Source organism: Paenibacillus sp. 8b26 (genome assembly GCF_050626875.1).
GTDB lineage: Bacteria > Bacillota > Bacilli > Paenibacillales > Paenibacillaceae > Paenibacillus.
Window position 1 is genome coordinate 5,794,772 of sequence record NZ_CP192445.1, and the last position, 19,030, is coordinate 5,813,801.

The window sequence follows — 19,030 nt, forward strand, 5'->3', positions numbered from 1 at the left end:
CCCCGCATTTATAATGTAATCCATTCATCCCTGTGAATCACCTCAAGCCGGTGAATGGGGCCGATCTTGCCCACAACCTCGCCGCTTGGTAATCCTTGTACGATTCGAAGCTGCCCATCGTCATAATTGACGATGCCGCGCCCCAATACCTTATTTTCCGGCCCCAGCACCTCAACGACATCTCCGGCATGAAAGCTGCCTTCCACGCGCCGTACGCCAACGGGAAGCAAGCTATGACCGCCATTCACCAGTGCTTCCTCGGCTCCCTGGTCTACATGCACCGTACCGAGCGGCGTCGACATGAAGCCAAGCCATTGTTTTTTCATCGGGAGGGAAGAGAGGTGGGTGTCAAAATAAGTCCCCGGCCCGTGTCCCTCCACGGCGGCATCCAGATCGCCGTCTGCGTTGACGCGTCCCACAAACACAGGTACACCGCCGCGTGTGGCGACTTTGGCAGCTTCGATCTTGGATCGCATACCGCCAGTCCCTACGGCTGACCCGGAACCTCCAGCCAATGCATAAATTTCCTCGGTAATCTCGTCGATGCGTTCAAAACGTACGGCGTTCGGATGCTTGCGCGGATCTGCCGTATATACGCCATCGGTATCTGTGATAATGATCAAATGCTGTGCCTTGACCAGATTGGCGACCAGCGCAGACAGCATATCGTTATCACCGAATTTCAATTCGTCAATCGATACAGTATCATTTTCGTTAAAGACCGGAATGACTTGCTGGCGCAGCAGTTCTTCCACAGTCATTCCAGCATTGTTCATCCGTTTTCGGCTCAAAAAGTCACTGCGTGTCAGCAGGATTTGTGCGCTCACCAGATCATAATCTCTAAAAGCCTGCTGATAGGCTTGCATAAGCAACGCCTGACCTACGGCTGCCGCCGCTTGTTTCTCATGCAGCAGTTTGGGGCGAAACGGGTACCCGATCTCCCGAAACCCGGCGGCGACTGCCCCTGATGTAACCAGCAGCACTTCATGGCCCTTCGAACGAAGTCCGGCGATTTCGCGGGCAAAATAAGCAATGGCTTCCCGATTCAAGCCCCCCTCGACTCCGGTTAAGGAGCTGCTTCCGATTTTAATGACGATTCGTGTTGACAAGACGTCCACTTCCTTAATTTGTACTCTTTTTAATATACAAAAAAACTTTCATCCTTTGTATGCAAAGGACGAAAGTTTGTGCTTCCGCGGTACCACCTTCATTGATGATTCATGATCATCCCACTTGAAACCTGTTAACGGCAGGAACCGCCTGACTGCGCAGGACGCTCGGGGATAGGAGTTGGGAGAGGGTCCAGGTAAATTCTTGCAGCCTATCGGAATTTACTCTCTGAACAGGACGGGTCTCTCTTAATAGTCCCTTCAACACGCTAAATGATATTGGTAACAGAATACCATGAAAAGGCCGGGTTTGGCAAAGAAGTTGTAGCTGGAAAATACGGCTTAACCAAACAGGCTCAGCTTGCCAATTCGTTCAACCGCCTCGGTCAGTCGAGCTTCCGAGCTTAGCAACCCCGCCCGCACATATCCTTCGCCGCCGTTACCGAAGCCGATCCCTGGAGCAACAGCCACCTTGGCTTCCCGCAGCAGCAGATCGGCAAAGGAAGCTGAGGTATAACCCTGCGGCACGGGCAACCAGCTAAAAAAGGAACCGCTCGGACGCGTCGCCTTCCAGCCTATTTGCCCAAGTGCATCATAAAAAGCGTTGCGGCGCGATTCATAGCGTGCAACCAGCTCGCCCACGCAGTCCTGCGAGGATGTCAGAGCGGTTGCTGCCGCTGCCTGAATGCCGCCAAACAGGCTTACATAAATATGATCCTGTAGCAGATTAATCATCGAGATAATTTCGGCATTGCCGAGCGCGAAACCGACGCGCCAGCCCGCCATATTGTACGTTTTGGACAGGGTATAAAACTCAATCCCTACGTCCTTGGCCCCCTCGGCCTGAAGGAAGCTTACCGGACGTTCGCCGTCAAAACCTATAGCGCCATAGGCAAAATCACTGGCCACCACAATGCCATTACGCTTCGCAAATTCAACCGTTTCCTCATAGAAGGAAAGAGGCGCGGTGGCCGAGGTCGGATTATTCGGATAGTTGAGGAACATCAGCTTGGCTCGGCGGCGGTCTTCCTCGGAAATAGCCTCATAATCGGGCAGAAAACGGTTCTCTTCCTTTAATGGGAGAAAGGACATTTCCGCTTTAGCCAGGGCTACGCCAGACCAGTAATCCGGATAGCCGGGATCAGGCACGAGACACACATCGCCAGGATTAAGTAAAATTTGCGGTAGCTGCACCAAGCCTGTTTTTCCGCCAAACAGGATGGCGACCTCAGTTTCCGGGTCAAGTGTCACACCGTAATCCTCCTGATAGCGCTGGGCCACGGCTTCCTTGAGAAAGCCGTAACCGCGAAAAGGTGAATATTTATGATACAGCGGGTTATCCGCTGATTCTTGCAGAGCTTTTACAATATGAGGTGGGGTAGGGGTATCCGGGTTCCCTTGCCCGAGATTAATGACATCATGCCCTGCCGCAATTTCACAATTTACATTTTGTACGAGTGTGGCAAAAAATTGAGTGGGTAACTGCTTCATCACATCAGCGGAGGGAATGGAAAAATTACTCATCATTTCACACGACCTTTTGGAATAGTTTGAGGATTAATTTATCACGATTTAACCAAGTTGTATAGAGGGGATTGGTCTTATGCGGTTGCGTGGTAGAGCCTGAACGGGCTATGATGGGAGAAAATGCCGGACAAGCAATCACCGGAAGCTCCGGTTCACAAGGAGGATGAACGATTTTGACATATCATGAAGCTCAGCCGTTCAGTATTGCACTTATACAAGCTCATATTGAGCTGGGGAACCCCCCGGAAAACCGCAGTCATATTCGTACGTTAATGGAACAAGCGGTGACAGCCGAATTAAAGCCGGACCTGATTGTACTGCCGGAAATGTGGAATACGGGGTATGCGCTGGACCGCATTCATGAGTTGGCGGATCAGGAAGGAGCGGAAACCCGCGAATGGATATCGGCATTCGCTTCTACTCATCAGGTGAACGTGGTAGCCGGATCTATCGCGGAGAAGAAAAGCGACGGACATGTGTACAATACGATGATCGTTTTTGACCGATCCGGTGCTGAGGTTGCTTCGTATTCCAAGATTCATTTGTTCCGGCTTATGGATGAAGAAAAATATTTGCAGCCTGGCGAGGAAAAGGTTTTATTCACGCTGGATGGAGGGATTCAGGCGGGTGCATCAATCTGCTACGACATCCGTTTTCCCGAACTAGCACGCAGTCTGGCCCTATCTGGCGCAAATCTGCTTATCGTACCTGCGGAATGGCCACATCCCCGTCTTCATCACTGGCGCACGTTGCTGACTGCACGGGCCATTGAAAATCAAATGTACGTCATCGCCTGTAACCGGGTAGGACGCAGTGGAGATACGGATTTCTTCGGGCATTCTCTCATTATTGATCCGTGGGGAGAAATCATTGCCGAGGGCGGAGAGCAGGAAGACATCATCACAGGAACAATTGAGTCAGCCTTGGTGCAGGACGTGCGTGGGCGCATACCGGTGTTCGAGGATCGTCGTACATCTCTGTATGACCGTTAAAAAAATATTACCGTTCCTGTTTCAGATACAGCCCATAGGTGTATTATAATAGTATCCCGACACCAGGAGGTTGATAACGATGGATAACCAAAGTAGATCCGAACTGGCGAATAGGGATGGCCTGTCACGGCCGAGAGGCTTAAATAGACAGGTTGTCGGCAATAATCACGAAATGGGCTATGATCAGGATAAAAGTCCACCAGACTCACGGCGACCCTGATCACGACAAGGCGAGGACAGGCACTTTGGGATCACACAGCACATTGGAACTGAGGTAGGACATTCTTGGGAAACCAGGGCATGAGACCTTAAGGAAAGAAGTGATGCGGGATGGATAAAGTGGAGTTTCCGAGCAAGTGTAAGGTAATCAGGCGAGGCTGACATGGAATTCAAGGGAACATGAAATAAGGTTCGTTGAAACCAGGTGGAGCAGCATAGCAACATTGTAATCGAACCTAATGGAACTGAACATTAAATGTGTAATGTATAGGGGTGTAGCCCCGGGACCGTCTTCTTCTCTGGCTTTGGCTGGGGAGGAAGACGGTCTTTTTACGTGAGAACTACTTTTGGGAAAGCTGTTTGACCGTTTCGCGGAAAGTTTCAATAAAAGCCTCGGCGGCTTTGGATAAATAACGCCCATTCCGATACGCAATAGCCAGCGTGCGGCTTGGTGTCGGTTCAGCCAGTGGCAGCAATGCTGGAACAAACTCGCTGCTGGCAGCCCGGGCGATAAAACGAGGCACGAGTGTCACCCCCATCCCTGTCGCTACGAGCGATTGGAGGGTTTCCATATTGGTGCTTTCAAACACCACATTCGGCTCAAAGCCCGCTTGATGGCACAAGTCCATCGTCAGCTTTCGGAAGCCTTGCCCTTTTTTCAGGACGACAAACGGTTCGTCTTTCAGTTCTTCCAGATGCACTGGCTGTGGTTGGTCACCGTTTTTGCGCAGAACCAGCGGGTGACCCGGGGGAACAGCGAGATCAATCCATTCTTCACCGATAGGCACATAGGAGAGTGTCGGCTCTACTAACGGGAGAGAAAGCAGGCTGAGATCGGTATCGCCGCTGGCTGTTTTTTTCTCCAGATTCATGGATGAATCCTCAACCAAAACAATTTCAATGTCCGGATGAGCTTTTTTAAATACAGGCAACACATGTGGAAGCAAATGGGAACCCGTGATAGGCATACTGCCGACGACGACCTTCCCTTTGCGCAACTGAGAAATATCGTCCATTTCCTGTCGGAGTTGCTCGACGGCGTCGACGATCTTTTTTGCTTTTTCCACAAAGCTTGCTCCTGCATGCGTTAATTCCACCGCGCTTGTATTGCGTTGAAATAACAGCACCCCAAGCTCTTTTTCCAGTTTGGACAATTGCTGGCTCAGGGAAGGCTGGGCAATGTGCAGCTTTTCCGCTGCGCGTGAGAAGTTTTTTTCCGCTGCAATTTGCAGGGTGTATTGAAGCTGTCTGAATTCCATCGAGTTTCGGGCTCCTTTTATCATCGTTATCTTATAATATTTACCTATTACATCATAGAGTGATTATACAATATTTCAATCAAAATCCCAATCCCAATGAACTCCATGTGTCACAATTTTTATATAGATGAATCGTTTTTTCACAAATAGAGTCTTTTCTGACGAGCGATGGGGAGGATGCAAGCTGGAAAATCCCTATGCTTACTTTTATCTATGAATTTTTAAATTATGGTATTTAATTCTGTTTGACATGGCAAATGGGTTCATCCATAATACTATTCATATTAAAACAATATGTTTTATTGGGGAAAAGGGGAAAATGGGATGTCTAAACTTATTGTATCTTTTAGGAAGCCGTTATTGGTTGGATCTTTAGTATTTCTTTTATTGGTTCTCGTGGCAGGATGCTCCGGCTCCAAAAATGATGCAGGTCAAAATACAAACGCAACTCCTAACCCAAGCACAACCGCTGATCAACCCGCAGAAGGGGGAACCTTTACATATGGTCGCCCGGCTTCCGTAACCTCGTTTGATCTGCACAATCAGATTACATCCAATAATGCTTTTGCTATCGACAAAGTATTTGAGCCGCTGGTCGCCTTTAACAGTGATGGAAAGATTGTGGATTGGCTTGCAGAGTCGCACAGTATAAGCGCAGATGGTCTAACCTATACTTTTGTTTTACGCGATGGCTTGAAATTTTCAAACGGAACTGGAGTTACTGCCAAGGATGCGGTTTTTTCAATTCAGCGCCATTTGAATGTAGGAGGTCCTCTTGCAATAGCGGCACAGGTGGCTTCGCTTTCGGCTAAAGATGAAAAAACACTCGTAATTAAGCTTAAAGCGCCGTATACGCCGTTTATTTCTGAACTCTCAAACTTTTCCAATGGTATCCTTCCAAAGGATTTCGGGGGTGTCTCGGAAAAAGAATTCTTCAAGAATCCGGTCGGTACCGGTCCCTTCGCCGTTAAGAAATGGGATTCTGCAGGTGATCTTACTTTCAGCAAAAATAAATACTATTGGCAGAAAGGCAAGCCCTATATCAATGAACTTGTCTACAAGCTCATTGAAGATGACAGCCAAGCGATTAACCAGTTGAAGGCTGGAGCGATTGATGCTATTGAGTCTGTAGCTCTTGAAAATGTAAATGAATTAAAACAAGGTACGGATACCAAGGTGGCGACCAATGGAAGCTGGGTGACAGAGCAATTGTTCTTCAATACCTTGGACAAACATTTTTCTGATGTGCACGTTCGCCGTGCGCTGGCGTTGGCACTTGACCGTAATGGATTGACCAATGCGGTTACCTTTGGTTTCGCAAAGCCAGCCAATTCGCTTTTGCCGCCAGCCATTCCCTACAACACGAACGATACGATTAAAGCGCTCAGCTTTGATACGAACGCTGCCAAAGCAGAGCTTGCAAAATCAAAGTTCCCTAATGGGTTTTCTACAAAATTGCTCATTGCCTCTGGAAACAACTCAAGAACTCAGGAGGCACAGATTATTCAGGCGGCTGCCAAAACGATCGGCATAGACATCCAGATCGAATCTGTTGAGTTGGCCTCATTCCGCGAGCGTTTCTTTGCCTATGATTTTTCGGCAATGATCAACAGCGGACAAGCGGATTCTCCAGAAGCCAACTCGATCCTCGCTTTCCAGACAGACCCGGAAGGCTTTAGCAAGTCGTATTGGACTCATTACACGAACAATGAAGTTACCAAGCTCCTGCACGAGGGGCAAAAAACACCTGATGGGGAAGAACGTGCGGGAATTTACGCCAAGCTTCAACAAATCCTTGCAGATGAAGTGCCTTACATCCCGCTTTATTATCCGGATATTCTGAAAGGTGTTCGTTCTTCCATTGATGGCCTGGTCGTGCTTCCCAATAACAGCGTTCGTTTTGAAGATGTACGTGTGAAGGGTAATTAGACCCTTGACGGCCCACAATATATTTAAAAAGTCTGCCGGATTGTCTGCAAATCTAACTTCCCCACACAAATGGCTTGTGCGCGCTATGATAAGAGCGGCATCAGTAGTCATCTGTGTGGTGGTGGCAGTCTTTTTCATCATAAGGCTGGTGCCGGGAGACCCCGCCAAAATGATTCTGGGGGAATACGCCACAGCTGAGGCTATTGAGAGTATGCGTCACAGGCTGGGGCTGGATCTTTCTCTTTGGGAGCAGTTTATAGGCTTTGTGCACAATATCTTTACACACGGTGATACCGGAGTTTCGATTGTTTTTGAGACTTCTTCAAGAGAGTTGATTGCAGAGCGGGCTCCCGTGACGCTGCTGCTCATTGTAATGACCTGTCTTTTTGCCATTATTGTTTCGCTGGTGCTGGCCACCCTTGCGGCAACACATAAAGACGGACTGCTTGATCATATGATACGCATCTTGCCTGCTGTAACGCTCGGTATGCCGATTTTTTGGGTTGGACTGCTACTGATTCTGGTATTTAGCGTTCGGCTTCGCTGGTTTCCCGTCGGGGGAGTCGGCGAGGGTTGGCTTGGAATCTTATACAGTCTCGCGCTACCTGCGATCACTGTCGGATTGTCGCAAATTCCCTCGCTCGTTCGTTCTTTAAGAGCGCAGATGCTGGAAGTACTGGAATCTGATTTTGTTGTAACCTTGAAGGCTGCAGGAATCCCCGCCCGGGTCATACTGGTAAAGCATGTCCTGCGTAATTCCGCTCTTCCCGCGCTTATGCTTCTTGGCGTAAATATTGCCTACCTGATGGGCGGCACGTTGGTAATTGAACAGGTTTTTGGCCTCAAGGGTATCGGAAGCCTGTTATTTTCAGCCATTTCAAACCGGGATTTTCCTGTGATACAGGGGATTGCTCTTTATTGTGCGATATCTGTGGTCATCATCGGCTTCGTGATTGAGGTTGCTTCTGGGTATCTTGATCCCAGGACGAAAGGAGAACAATGAAACGCACGCAATTAGATCTTCAGATTCAGAAGGTCGGCAGGAGCAACAGCACATGGGGAAAAATACTAAATACTCCATCTCTTCTATGGGGCAGTATTATGTTTGCGTTACTCATAGGCATTGCAGTGTTTGCACCGATTATTAGTCCCTACCAGCCTTCTGATCAAAATATTTCGGCAACTTTACAATCCCCTTCATCTGCACACTGGCTGGGAACCGATCAACTGGGGCGTGATTTGTTTACACGACTAATCTATGCCGCACGGACTGATTTGAAGATCATGGTGCTGGCAGAGATCATCCCTTTTTGTATGGGGGTGTTTCTGGGGATGCTTGCCGGGTATTACGGTAAATGGGTAGACACGATTATCACGCTTTTGACCGATACGTTTATTGCGTTCCCTTTTTATTTGATTGTCATTATCGTGGCGTTTGCAAGCGGTACGGGTGAACAGGGGATATACATCACATTTATGCTGGTTGGCTGGATTGTATATGCGCGTGTGGTCAAGGGCCTCAGCGCTTCGTTTCGTAAACAGGAATGGATAGCCGCTGCCAAGACACTGGGAATCCCGAATATTAAAATCATAATGCGCCATCTTCTGCCGAATGTGCTACCGCAAGCAGTGGTAGTGCTTATGACGGATATGGCTGTTCTGCTTGTGGCCATTGTTACGCTAGGCTATCTCGGTATCGGCATTGCGCCGCCAACTCCGGATTGGGGAACGATGATTTCTGATGGGCAGCCCTTTATCTCTACAAAGTGGTGGCTTTCAGCCATCCCGGGCTTTGCGGTGGTATATACGGGGATAGCCTTATCCCTTGTGGGCGATGGGCTGGCAGATATATGGAGAAGAAAATGAATGCTATGAATCCAATTTTAGAAGTGGAAAATTTGTCGCTCAGGACGCGGTCGAATCATCAATTGGTCACCGATGTGAGTATTACAGTTGAAGCGGGCGAAAGCATAGGCCTTGTGGGGGAATCCGGATCGGGAAAATCACTCACCCTGCGCTCCATCATAGGGTTGCTTCCCTCCGGTATTGAACAAGTTGGCGGGAATATCAGGAGCAATGGCAGATGTGCAATGATTTTTCAAGACCCGATAGGGGCGCTTGACCCTCTTTGCCCGGTTGTCCGGCAGCTTGCCGAGGTTGTGTACTACAGGCAGAAGGTGAGCCGGAAGGTCGCGCGTACAATAGCTTTAGAATTGCTTGAAATGCTTGGTCTTCCCGATTCCTTAAAGCATACTGACCGTTATCCCCGCCAGCTTTCAGGCGGTCAGTGTCAACGTATTGTTATTGCGATGGCTTTGGCGTGCAAGCCGGGCATCCTTCTTTGTGATGAGCCAACAACAGCGCTTGACGTAACGGTACAACGGCAAATACTTGACGTTATTTCAAGTCTTCAAAAGGAGCTGGGTTTTGCCATGGTATTTGTTACGCACAATCTTGCCGTAGCTTCCTCGATGTGCTCAAAGCTTTGCGTTATGAAAGAGGGAAGAATCGTAGAGCAGGGAGACACCTTGCCTCTTTTACAAAACCCGCAAAATCCGTATACGCAGATGCTGATAAACTCAGTGCTTCCTCTCCCGGATCTTGAAAGGAGCGTTGATTTATGAAAACAGCCTTGCGGATAGAAAATATAACGGTTGCTTATGGTAAGTTTACCGCGCTTGATCAAGTAAGCCTGGAGCTGCAGGAGCGTAGCACGCTTGGTCTTGTGGGAGAATCGGGTTCAGGAAAGTCTACCCTTGCGCGGGTAATAGCCGGGCTGATCGCCCCGGATGAGGGCCGGATCATGCTGGGTTCTCAGGTACTGGGCAAGCGACGGAGCCGGGAGCAGCATAAAAGAATACAAATGGTTTTTCAAAACCCGGATTCCTCGCTTAATCCAAAGCATACGATCAGGCAAATCCTTGCCGAAGCCTTGCTTTTTCACAAGATTGTTGACCGCGCTCAAGTGGACAAGAGATGTAGGGAACTTCTTACACGTGTTCACATCGATGAAAGAGCCCTTGGCAGATTCCCTCACGAATTTTCCGGTGGTCAACGTCAGCGGATAGCGATTGCCCGCGCACTAAGCGTTGAGCCAAGCATACTTATCGCAGATGAACCAACGAGCGCACTGGATGTTTCGGTACAACGGAGTATGCTGGAACTGTTGAGCACACTCAAATCGGAGCTTAATCTTACGATGCTTTTTATCTCTCATGACCTGGGTGTTATCAATGCGATAAGCGATATTGTTGCTGTAATGCGGCAGGGAAAGCTGGTTGAGATCAGCCCTAAGGAGAAATTCTTTTCTCATCCTGAAACGCCCTATAGCCGTGAGCTTTTGTCCGCTGTACCCAAGATGCCAATATCCAATTCTGCAGGAGGTATTTATGAGTCAAAATAATAAAGGATTTGTGCCTCTTACAATATCGGAGTTTGATACGCTAACTAACTTGCTCTCCAAACTCCTGTCCACCCAAGAATCCCCGGTAATCATACCGGGCGAGGCGATCCTGGGAATTGAAGCCATAGCAGCAGGCATAGCTGCGCCCAACCGTACAATTCTAAACATTGTGACAGGTCCCTATGGAACGATTTTTGGTAACTGGCTTGCGCGTGGCGGAGCAGAAGTCATCGAACTCAAAACATCTTTTGATGAAGTGGTAACCGTAGATGAAGTCGCCGCAGCGATTGAACGATATAACCCATGCGCGCTTTCTTTCGTGCAGGCAGAAGTAGTCACAGGAGGCTCCAATCCAACAAGGGAAATATTGGAGCTTGCGCGTCGGTCAAACCTCATAACCGTGATAGATTCAGTGTCGGCAATCGGGGGCGAACCGGTACTTATGGACGAGTGGGGAATTGATTTTGTAGCTGTGGGCGCGCAAAAAGCACTATCCGGGCCTAACGGGATCAGCGCTGTGGGGATTTCTCCCCGTGGCTGGGAGTTTCTGGCCTCCAACGAAAATGCGCCGCGCAATTCCATTCTGTCTTTGCTTGACCTAAAGCGTTCTCATGATAGTGCGACTCCCTTACGGGTTCCTCCCAACATCCCTGTTTTGGAAGCCCGGGCGCTTATAGAGGCCTTAAAGCTTATTGAAGAAGAAGGTCTGGAAGCGGTCAACCGCCGTCATCGTTTAACTACGTCCGCTGCAATTGCTGGCATTACAGCCTTGGGCCTTGAACCGTGGCAGCGGAACAAAGACAGCTACTCAACGTTGACTACAACGGTTCGGATTCCTCAAGGCGGCCATTTCAATATCGAACAGCCCATAGGTATTGTCGCTCCCGGAGACGGAGAATTGCATAATAAACTCTTACGCATTAACCATTTTGGAGCGAATGCAAATCAGCAAAGCGTTGAAGAAGCCATCCTGACGCTTGCAGAGCTTATGCATCAAGATCCTGATCATGCGCTGGCGGCCCAAAGGTCAATCTGGGGGAATAAAGATGGGAAATAACATTCAAAAACAGCTAACATATCATAATATATTTGTGGCCGGGATTGATGGGAAACAATTCGATATTACGATCAGCAATGGTCGTTTTTCGTCCATTGCAGAGTCCGTATCTCCGTACGCGCAACAAAATAGTCCAGATGGCGATTTATGGATCAGCCCCGGAGTAATTGACCTTCATACTCATTTGGCATGGACGGATTTTGATCATTCTGACCAAGAGAAGCGCGATGAACTGGAGATCGAAGTGTTGCAGGCGCAAGCCTTTGAGGCCACTCTACGGGCTGGAGTGACTTCAGTGCGTGATGCAGGCGGGCTTTTGCCAAGCACTGTTCAGCATATCAGTCAGCATTACAGCCGGCCTTTAAGAGTTTACACCTGTGGTGATATGCTTGGAGTCGGAGATGCACGAGGTCTTAAGCATTTGGAACGGCGGGTAACAGAAATTAAGAATTCCGGGGCAAGCTGGATTAAGATTCTTGCAACGGGGGGGCTAGGGGCGTCGCCAGATACAGTGCTGAACCCGATTTTTTCTGAGGAAGAATTCTCTTTTATTGTGCGCAGCGCCCATGCACGCAACCTGAAAGTCATGGTTCATACCTGGGGCGGACCTACTGTAGACTGGTCTATTGCCGCTGGTGTGGAATCTATAGAGCATGGAATGTATTTGACCGAGGCTCAGGCCAACCGGCTTGCGCAATCAAGGACAGCCTTTGTGCCTACTGCTTCCATTTATCGTATTGCTGCGGACCCGTCTGGAGTTCTTTCACTCGACAGGGAAATTTGTGATCGCGCCGCCCGCGCCGCCGAAGCCCACCCTAAAGCCGTTAGCTATGCCAAAAGAGCAGGCGTACGAATTGCGTTCGGTACAGATTTTGCCACACCTTCGTTACATGGATGCAACCTCGAGGAATTAGACACACTCATAGACTGTGGATTAACTCGAAAAGAGGCCTGGCAGGCTGCCACGGAGTTCGCCGCTGAAATTTTGGGATATGGGGACAAATTGGGACGTATAAAAGAGAACTACACTGCAGATACAATCCTTTTTAATGCTGATCCATATAAGTCACAAAACGCCAAAGCACTGCGTGAAAGTATCGTATCGGTAATTACAGGGGCAATTTGAGTGAGACCAATACTCCAGAGAGCATCTATTCTTATTCCGGACGGTATGACTAATGATGCTACTGCACTGGCTAGATGGTATAAAGGTTCTTCCTTAACGTTAGACAGCATGGCAAGTGGCATGGTGCGTACGCATTCTGCGGATGCTCCGATTGCAGATTCCGCTCCGGCGGGAACCGCTTTTGCCACAGGACACAAATCGCACACGGGCTATGTAGGTGTCCTTCCTGATGAAGCGACCATGCCTGGGCAGCAACCCATTGCAGCGGGTGACGTCAAAAAGCCCGTAGCTTCCATTCTAGAGGCTTCCAAGCTGGCAGGGAAATCGACCGGGATTATTGCTACCTCGGAGATTATGCATGCCACTCCGGCCGATTTTACCGCCCACTACCCTGATCGCAAAAATTATGATGCACTCAGCATGCAGCAAGCCTATAACGGGGTTGACGTGGTGTTAGGTGGAGGCGGCAAGTTTTTGGAGGCAGCCGAACGTAAGGACGGCCAAGATTTGGTCGCTCAGATAAAAGACCAGGGCTATGATTATGTCACGACACCTGAAGGATTGAAAAACTCCACTTCCAGCAAGTTGTGGGGTAACTTCTCTCCAGAAGCCCTCGCGTATAACCTGGATCGTGATGCATAACTGCTTTTGAAGCAAAAGGTGCCAAGTTCACTGCGGACACGAAGGTGATTACAGTGACGAAGGGCAGCAACAAGCTGGAGCTTCCGGTATACAAAAATATCGCCACGTTGAATGGTAAAAATACAGCACTGAACGGTGTTGTCGTATATAACGGCGTTGATTACTTTGTACCACAGCAGGCGGTTGATTTGATTCAATAATAAACATGATTAGAGCTGTTTCTTCCATAGAGGAGGAGACAGCTTTTTTGTTGCGGTAAATATGTATTTTTTGCGGCAGATGCTGGAGTTTACATTCAGAAAATGGGATTTTTTGTGAAGCAAGTCACGTTCTATTCCCACCGATGTTGCTAGAATAATACATGTACGGTACAAGCTGCTGACGACGTGGAGTCCAGAGGGACAAGGGAAGAAGGGATGAGTCACGGACGAATTATTACTGCGTCTGGCTGACGGCAAGGAATGGACGCATACGGAAATGGCGGAGCTGCTGGCACGTCTGGAGGAAGAGCCGACGGTGCGGGCACAGTTACGAAAATTGGCAGCTCGCATCAAAATGGAGCGTTACGGCAAAGGTGTTTTTTTACGTGGATTAATTGAATTCTCCAGCATATGTCGTCAGGACTGCATGTATTGCGGGCTACGTGCCTCGAATAAACAGGCGGATCGCTATCGTTTGCGACCGGAAGAAATTTTGGCCTGTTGCGCGGAGGGGTATGAGCTGGGATATCGGACCTTTGTACTGCAAAGCGGCGAAGATTACTGGTTCACGGCAGCACGGCTGGCGAAGCTGATTCGGGAGATCAAAAGCCGTTTTACCGATGTGGCGGTTACATTGTCTATTGGTGAACGGAATGATGAAACCTATGAGCTACTATACGAGGCGGGGGCGGACCGCTTTTTGCTAAGGCATGAGACAGCTTCACCGCATTTGTACGCCAAGCTGCATCCGACGATGACGATAGAAAGCAGGCGCAGTCGACTCCTCGCGTTGCAGCGAATCGGATTTCAGATCGGGGCTGGATGTATGGTGGGATTGCCCGGACAAACGAACAGTGATTTGGCAGACGATTTGGTCTATTTGCACAGTCTATCGCCGGATATGATCGGGATTGGTCCGTTTTTACCGCATAGCAACACGCCGCTCCGGGATGCCGGTCAGGGAAGCATGGAAAAGGCACTGGATATCGTTTCGTTGTCCCGGTTGGTCGTCCCAGATGCGCTAATTCCAGCATCCACGGCGATGGGAACGATTCATCCCCAAGGTCGGGAGAAGGCGCTTCAGGCAGGGGCGAATGTAGTTATGCCCAATTTGTCGCCACTCGCGGTGAGGCCGAAGTATGCCATTTATGAAAATAAAATATGTTTGGGCGATGAATCTGCCCAATGCAGACATTGTCTGGAGCTGCGCATTCGTGGAGCGGGGTTTGAAGTCGATATGGGACGTGGCGATAGTCTGAGGGTACAACGACAGCTCATGAGTCAATAGAAGAAACAGTAGTTAACCATAAGGATTTTGCGAAATCCTCACCATAATAAGGGAGATGGATCTACGTGAGTGAAGTACGGGAGAAAGTGTCGGCGGATTTCATTAATGAGGCAGAGATTATGGCAGCGGTGGAGCAGGGAAAGCAGGAAGCAACAGATCGCAACCGTATTTTAGACATTTTGGAGAAGGGAAGAGCTTGCCGGGGGTTGAGTGCAACTGAAGCGGCGGCTCTTTTGCATGTGGATGATCCTGAACTGCTGGAGGAAATGTTTAGATCCTCACGGGCGGTGAAAGAGCAGATTTACGGCAATCGGATTGTGTTGTTTGCCCCTCTATATGTAAGTAATCATTGTGTCAATAACTGCGAATACTGCGGCTATAAGCATACCAATGACAGCTTTACCCGCAGCCGTTTGACGCCGGAGGAACTGGTCGAGGAGGTCAGAGTGCTTCAGGAGTTGGGGCATAAGCGCCTCGTACTGGAAGCGGGGGAAGATCCGCTCAATTGTCCGATTGATTATATCGTCGATTGTCTGCGTCAGATCTATGAGGTTAAAGTGGACAATGGCAGCATACGCCGAATCAACGTCAATATTGCTTCCACAACCGAAGAAGACTATCGGAAGCTGGCAGAGGTAGGAATTGGTACGTATATTTTGTTCCAGGAAACGTATCATCGCGAAAGCTACCGCAAATATCATCTTCAAGGGCCAAAACGGAATTATGATTGGCACACGACTGCCATGGACCGCGCTATGCGAGCAGGGATAGACGATGTGGGTATTGGTGTGTTGTATGGTTTATACGATTTCCGTTATGAGACGATAGCTATGCTTAAGCATGCTGAGCATCTGGAGGAAGTGTTTGGCTGTGGTCCTCACACGGTTTCGGTTCCACGGTTACGTCCGGCTGAAAATGTGGATCTGAATCGCTATCCGTATTTGGTCGACGACGAGGATTTTATGAAAATTGTGTCCGTTCTCCGGCTGGCTGTTCCTTATGCAGGTATGATTTTGTCTACACGTGAAGAACCGGAATACAGAGACCGTGTTATTGGTCTGGGTGTGTCACAAATTAGTGCAGGTTCAGCTACAGGTGTAGGGGCATATGCAAAACAGGATACGGAAGATAAACCTCAGTTCGAGGTCGGGGATCATCGTTCACCGATGGAAATCATCAAAAGTCTGTGTCGTGGAGGATATATGCCAAGCTATTGCACAGCCTGCTATCGCGAAGGAAGAACCGGAGATCGGTTCATGGAGCTTGCTAAATCAGGGCAGATTCACAATGTATGCCAGCCGAATTCGCTGCTGACTTTTCAGGAATTTCTGTTGGATTATGGAGATGAAGAGGCACGTGAGCTGGGAGCTGAAGCCCTGCGTGATAATTTGGAGCGTATCCCGCATGAGTCGACACGCCGTTTGACACTTGATAAGCTGGAACGCTTGGAAGCGGGCGAGCGGGATTTGTATTTTTAGAATATCGATCTTCTCTTTGGAATTGGGCAAATAAAAAGCAGCCGCGTGAGAATCAGCGCGGCTGCTTTTGTGTGTATGGGGCGGAATTTGTTGCTTCAATGATTCGTCTCATTCAGGAATGGCTGCCAGCACCAACGGCTTGCTCCCATGCCAGCATAGCGGATGGGAAGCATTCGATGGCACGGGGGAAGACTCCCTGAACATAGGCGATGAAAATACCATAGTTCACAATGGGTACCCCGGCGGCTTCCGTTTCTGCCATCCGGTGCAGCATGGTACGTCGATTGAGCATGCAGGCCCCGCAGTGAATAACCAGCGCATATTCGCTCAGATCGGCAGGAAAGCTGGAACCGGATGCGTGCTCGATGATGAGACGTTTGCCTATCGTTTGACGGAGCCAACGGGGTATTTTCACACGACCGATATCGTCAGACTGACATTGGTGCGTGCAGGCTTCTGCAATGAGTACGCGGTCGCCATCCTTGAGACGATCAATAGCTCTTGCACCTCGTACGAGTTCGTCAAGGTCACCTTTATGACGGGCGAACAGGATGGAAAAGGAAGTCAGGGGCACATCCTTGGGAGTGTCTGCTGCTACCTTCATAAAAGCCTGTGAATCGGTAATGACCAAGCGGGGCTTGCGCCCCAGTCGCTCCAACGTCAGTCGCAGCTCATGTTCTTTGGTCACTATGGCGATAGCATCGCTCTCTAACGTATCGCGGATCGTCTGCTGCTGTGGCAGAATCAGTCGGCCTTTGGGCGCAGCTTTGTCGATTGGAACGACCAGTACGACAAAATCGCCGGGTGACAGCAGGTCACCAACGATACGGAAACGATCCTCGTTTTGCGGAAAGGCATCAATGATGGCCTTTTTCAGTTCCGCGTCTCCCCATAGCTTAGAGGCACTGAAAGGAATGAGGGGTAAATCCAGTTCAGCCTTTAGGGTTGCGGTCATTTTCTCTGCCTCTGCCAAGATGTCCGTCTTGTTTAATACACCAATGACGGGAATCTTCTTGGCATGCAGCTTTTCGAGTAGCCCATGTTCAAATGCGCTAACCCCAACAGTAGCATCTATGATTAGCAGCGCCAGATCCGTGCTATTTAATATTTCTAGCGTTTTGTTGCGGCGCAGCGCTCCGATCTCACCCTCATCGTCCAGTCCGGCGGTATCCACCAGAACAATGGGGCCAGCAGGGAGCAGCTCCATCGGCTTGAAAACCGGGTCCGTGGTCGTTCCTCCTACGGGAGATACCACGGCGGCGGGCTGGCCGGTCAGGGTGTTCAAAATGCTGGATTTGCCAGCGTTGCGGCGACCGAGCAGGGTGATGTGCGGTCGGTTGCTACGGGGGGTATCATTCATTCCCAACGTGAATTCCTTCTTCCTGCCCCGGAATTCCGGGCTTGGTTACTGTATAGGGATGGCACAATTGCTCAATGCGCGAGCGGGTCAGCAGACCGCGTTCTTCGGCAATATCCTCCGGTGTGCGGCCCTGGGCAATGGCTGTTGAAGCAATGGAGGCAGCTTCATCATAGCCAAGCTCCGCGACCAGCGCAGAAGCCATCACAGCGGAGATACGCAGATTAGCTGAACAGCGTTCCTCGCTTACGACCAGACCGCGCACACATCGTTCCTCGAACAGCCGCACCGCGCCGTCCAGAATATGTAGCGATTCCAGCAGCGATTCGGCAATCAGCGGCAGGAACGCGTTCAGCTCTAGCTGCCCGGAAGCAGCCGCCATCGTAATCGCTGCATCTTCGGCTATCACGCGCAACGCCGTTAGTCCGGCCAGTTCAGCCATCACCGGGTTAACCTTGCCGGGCATAATGGATGATCCGGCCTGAACTGGAGGCAGAGTGAACTCGCCAATACCGCCGAGAGGACCGGAGGCCAGCAGGCGAAAATCGCCTGATATTTTGAACAGGTTCACAGCGGCGGCTTTGAGCAGACCGGATACCTCCACAAAGACATCCATATTCTGAATCGGGTCCATCGGGTGGTCACTTCGGGATAGCCCAAAGCCAGTCTCGTCCGCAAGCTTTTCAACCATCCGATAGCTGTAAGCGCGAGGCGCATTCATGCCTGTGCCAATCGCCGTACCTCCAATAGGGATTTCCCGAAGCCGTTCCTCGGCTTTGTAAAGACGCCAGCGGTCACGTGCCACAGCCTTTGCATAAGCGCCAAAGCCTTGCCCCGCCATCATGGGCAGGGCACCCATTAGCTGTGTGCGACCTAGCTTGAGCAGATCGGCATATTCCGATTCTTTGTGCTGTAAAGACTCCTGTAACGAAGCCATCGCATCGCATAAGGGGCGAAGCAGTCGAATGGCTGCAATTCGTAATGCTGTGGGATAAACATCGTTCGTGGACTGGCAGCAGTTCACATCATCCAACGGATGTACCAGCTCGTACTGTCCGGGTTTTCCATCAAGCCGCATAATCGCCAAATTAGCAATGACCTCATTGACGTTCATGTTGGTGCTGGTGCCTGCACCGCCCTGCAGGGCATCGACTGCAAACATATCCAGATGCCGTCCGGCGAGCAATTCATCGCAGGCGTCTATCATTGCAGCCGCCCGGTGGGGAGGGAGCCGTTTCTGCTCACAGTTCACCTGAGCGGCTGCCTTTTTTACCAGCACGAGAGCGTGAATCAGCTTCCGGTTCACAGGTCTGCCGCTGACCGCAAAGTTGTTCATCGCACGTGCGGTATGAATGCCGTAATAGGCATTGGCGGGAATCTCCATTTCCCCTAGCGCATCCCGCTCGGTCCGCGTATCCTTTTGCAGAGGAAGGGCTTCAGTCAT

General features: G+C 49.9%; 18 protein-coding genes. 13 read left to right on the top strand and 5 right to left on the bottom strand.

Annotated features, from left to right (window positions below; all coding sequences use genetic code 11):
- Nucleotides 1-8: 8 nt before the first annotated feature.
- Together proB and ACQ4MX_RS26990 are read right to left on the bottom strand one after the other, a co-directional pair.
- Nucleotides 9-1,109 (bottom strand): glutamate 5-kinase, encoded by a 1,101-nt coding sequence (proB, locus tag ACQ4MX_RS26985; protein ID WP_431088329.1) that lies wholly within the window; start codon nt 1,107-1,109, stop codon nt 9-11.
- Between the two features lie 342 nt (nt 1,110-1,451).
- Nucleotides 1,452-2,633, bottom strand: a complete 1,182-nt coding sequence (locus ACQ4MX_RS26990) for a pyridoxal phosphate-dependent aminotransferase (protein ID WP_431091422.1) — start codon at nt 2,631-2,633, stop codon at nt 1,452-1,454.
- A gap of 176 nt (nt 2,634-2,809) precedes the next feature.
- On the opposite strand from ACQ4MX_RS26990, the gene ACQ4MX_RS26995 reads away from it, so the two are divergent.
- Entirely contained in the window at nt 2,810-3,628 is an 819-nt protein-coding gene (locus ACQ4MX_RS26995) for a carbon-nitrogen family hydrolase (RefSeq protein WP_431088331.1), read from the top strand.
- 79 nt (nt 3,629-3,707) lie between these two features.
- Nucleotides 3,708-3,848 (top strand): hypothetical protein, encoded by a 141-nt coding sequence (locus ACQ4MX_RS27000; RefSeq protein ID WP_431088332.1) that lies wholly within the window; start codon nt 3,708-3,710, stop codon nt 3,846-3,848.
- Nucleotides 3,849-4,188: 340 nt separating this feature from the next.
- Here ACQ4MX_RS27000 and ACQ4MX_RS27005 read toward each other — a convergent pair whose 3' ends face one another.
- Nucleotides 4,189-5,106 (bottom strand): LysR family transcriptional regulator, encoded by a 918-nt coding sequence (locus tag ACQ4MX_RS27005; RefSeq protein ID WP_431088333.1) that lies wholly within the window; start codon nt 5,104-5,106, stop codon nt 4,189-4,191.
- Between the two features lie 324 nt (nt 5,107-5,430).
- Between ACQ4MX_RS27005 and ACQ4MX_RS27010 the strand changes: the two genes are divergently transcribed.
- From ACQ4MX_RS27010 to hydG, 11 genes are all read left to right on the top strand, one after another.
- Nucleotides 5,431-7,035 carry an ABC transporter substrate-binding protein gene (locus ACQ4MX_RS27010; protein ID WP_431088335.1) on the top strand — a complete coding sequence of 535 codons (1,605 nt, stop codon included), beginning with the start codon at nt 5,431-5,433 and terminating at the stop codon, nt 7,033-7,035.
- 4 nt (nt 7,036-7,039) lie between these two features.
- Entirely contained in the window at nt 7,040-8,038 is a 999-nt protein-coding gene (locus tag ACQ4MX_RS27015; protein ID WP_431088336.1) for an ABC transporter permease, read from the top strand.
- Nucleotides 8,035-8,901, top strand: a complete 867-nt coding sequence (locus ACQ4MX_RS27020) for an ABC transporter permease (protein WP_431088338.1) — start codon at nt 8,035-8,037, stop codon at nt 8,899-8,901. Before ACQ4MX_RS27015 ends, ACQ4MX_RS27020 begins: the two co-directional genes overlap by 4 nt.
- The gene (locus ACQ4MX_RS27025; protein WP_431088339.1) at nt 8,886-9,659 is read left to right on the top strand and encodes an ABC transporter ATP-binding protein; all 774 of its coding nucleotides are present in this window, start codon (nt 8,886-8,888) and stop codon (nt 9,657-9,659) included. The genes ACQ4MX_RS27020 and ACQ4MX_RS27025 overlap by 16 nt, the downstream gene beginning before the upstream one ends.
- On the top strand, nt 9,656-10,438 hold the full coding sequence (locus tag ACQ4MX_RS27030) for an ABC transporter ATP-binding protein (protein WP_431088341.1): 783 nt from the start codon (nt 9,656-9,658) through the stop codon (nt 10,436-10,438). The genes ACQ4MX_RS27025 and ACQ4MX_RS27030 overlap by 4 nt, the downstream gene beginning before the upstream one ends.
- On the top strand, nt 10,425-11,495 hold the full coding sequence (locus ACQ4MX_RS27035; RefSeq protein ID WP_431088342.1) for a pyridoxal-phosphate-dependent aminotransferase family protein: 1,071 nt from the start codon (nt 10,425-10,427) through the stop codon (nt 11,493-11,495). Before ACQ4MX_RS27030 ends, ACQ4MX_RS27035 begins: the two co-directional genes overlap by 14 nt.
- Nucleotides 11,485-12,621 (top strand): amidohydrolase family protein, encoded by a 1,137-nt coding sequence (locus ACQ4MX_RS27040; RefSeq protein WP_431088343.1) that lies wholly within the window; start codon nt 11,485-11,487, stop codon nt 12,619-12,621. Before ACQ4MX_RS27035 ends, ACQ4MX_RS27040 begins: the two co-directional genes overlap by 11 nt.
- The gene (locus ACQ4MX_RS27045) at nt 12,622-13,263 is read left to right on the top strand and encodes an alkaline phosphatase (protein ID WP_431088344.1); all 642 of its coding nucleotides are present in this window, start codon (nt 12,622-12,624) and stop codon (nt 13,261-13,263) included.
- 44 nt (nt 13,264-13,307) lie between these two features.
- A complete protein-coding gene (locus ACQ4MX_RS27050; RefSeq protein ID WP_431088346.1) occupies nt 13,308-13,463 on the top strand; it encodes a hypothetical protein in 156 nt (51 codons plus the stop codon).
- A 244-nt stretch (nt 13,464-13,707) separates the two neighbouring features.
- Complete coding sequence (gene hydE / locus ACQ4MX_RS27055) at nt 13,708-14,751, top strand: [FeFe] hydrogenase H-cluster radical SAM maturase HydE (protein WP_431091423.1); 1,044 nt, start codon at nt 13,708-13,710, stop codon at nt 14,749-14,751.
- A gap of 65 nt (nt 14,752-14,816) precedes the next feature.
- On the top strand, nt 14,817-16,229 hold the full coding sequence (hydG, locus tag ACQ4MX_RS27060) for a [FeFe] hydrogenase H-cluster radical SAM maturase HydG (RefSeq protein ID WP_431088347.1): 1,413 nt from the start codon (nt 14,817-14,819) through the stop codon (nt 16,227-16,229).
- A gap of 112 nt (nt 16,230-16,341) precedes the next feature.
- On the opposite strand, the gene hydF is transcribed toward hydG, so the two are convergent.
- Both hydF and ACQ4MX_RS27070 read right to left on the bottom strand, forming a co-directional pair.
- Nucleotides 16,342-17,595, bottom strand: a complete 1,254-nt coding sequence (gene hydF, locus ACQ4MX_RS27065) for a [FeFe] hydrogenase H-cluster maturation GTPase HydF (protein ID WP_431088348.1) — start codon at nt 17,593-17,595, stop codon at nt 16,342-16,344.
- Entirely contained in the window at nt 17,582-19,030 is a 1,449-nt protein-coding gene (locus ACQ4MX_RS27070; RefSeq protein ID WP_431088350.1) for an aspartate ammonia-lyase, read from the bottom strand. Before ACQ4MX_RS27070 ends, hydF begins: the two co-directional genes overlap by 14 nt.

Coding starts and splice junctions, on each gene's coding strand:
- ACQ4MX_RS27035 (WP_431088342.1), top strand. CDS start 10,425: ATGAGTCAAAATAATAAAGGATTTGTGCCTCTTACAATATCGGAGTTT.
- ACQ4MX_RS27000 (WP_431088332.1), top strand. CDS start 3,708: ATGGATAACCAAAGTAGATCCGAACTGGCGAATAGGGATGGCCTGTCA.
- ACQ4MX_RS27040 (WP_431088343.1), top strand. CDS start 11,485: ATGGGAAATAACATTCAAAAACAGCTAACATATCATAATATATTTGTG.
- ACQ4MX_RS27020 (WP_431088338.1), top strand. CDS start 8,035: ATGAAACGCACGCAATTAGATCTTCAGATTCAGAAGGTCGGCAGGAGC.
- ACQ4MX_RS26990 (WP_431091422.1), bottom strand. CDS start 2,633: ATGAGTAATTTTTCCATTCCCTCCGCTGATGTGATGAAGCAGTTACCC.
- ACQ4MX_RS27025 (WP_431088339.1), top strand. CDS start 8,886: ATGGAGAAGAAAATGAATGCTATGAATCCAATTTTAGAAGTGGAAAAT.
- ACQ4MX_RS27030 (WP_431088341.1), top strand. CDS start 9,656: ATGAAAACAGCCTTGCGGATAGAAAATATAACGGTTGCTTATGGTAAG.
- ACQ4MX_RS27005 (WP_431088333.1), bottom strand. CDS start 5,106: ATGGAATTCAGACAGCTTCAATACACCCTGCAAATTGCAGCGGAAAAA.
- ACQ4MX_RS27010 (WP_431088335.1), top strand. CDS start 5,431: ATGTCTAAACTTATTGTATCTTTTAGGAAGCCGTTATTGGTTGGATCT.
- ACQ4MX_RS27070 (WP_431088350.1), bottom strand. CDS start 19,030: ATGACTGAAGCCCTTCCTCTGCAAAAGGATACGCGGACCGAGCGGGAT.